This window comes from Rhodococcus sp. T2V (assembly GCF_029269925.1).
Taxonomy (GTDB): Bacteria; Actinomycetota; Actinomycetes; order Mycobacteriales; family Mycobacteriaceae; genus Rhodococcus_F; species Rhodococcus_F koreensis.
The window spans coordinates 1-459 of record NZ_JARJBD010000510.1; the positions used below are offsets into that span (position 1 = coordinate 1).

A 459-nucleotide genomic window follows, 5' to 3' on the forward strand; every position below is an offset into this window, starting at 1 on the left:
GTCCACCGAGCTCGAGCATCTGCCCGATCACGTCCGGTGGCTGATCCTCGACGACCGCCACCTCACAGGCGGTGATTCTGGTCCCGGCCGCACGCCAGCAGCGGACCAGCATCGTGTTCGTGCGCTGCGGGTCGAGCACCCCGCGTACGTGATCTACACCTCCGGGTCCACCGGCCGGCCCAAGGGTGTGGTCGTCACCCACCAGGGTCTGGCCAACCTGGCCCAGGAGACCGACGGCCGCTACGCGATCTACACCAAGATCCACCACGCCCTCGCCGACGGCGCATCCGCGATGAGGTTGCTCCGCGACAGCATGAGCGAGGACCCGCACCGCCGGAACATGCCCACGCCCTGGCAGCCCCGGACCCCGCTGGCGGCCGTGCCGGACGCGGGCACGGCCGCCGCGACCGGTCCCGGCTCCGCGCTTCCGGCCATGGCGTGGGACGCGGCCCGCGCCGC

The 459-nt window shown here is 72.8% G+C and carries 1 protein-coding gene; it reads left to right on the forward strand.

Translation table 11 applies throughout. From position 1 onward, the window contains the following. Positions 1–148: 148 nt before the first annotated feature. A partial coding sequence (locus tag P3H15_RS55150; RefSeq protein WP_346348901.1) for a wax ester/triacylglycerol synthase domain-containing protein occupies positions 149–459 on the forward strand: 311 nt, incomplete at its 3' end.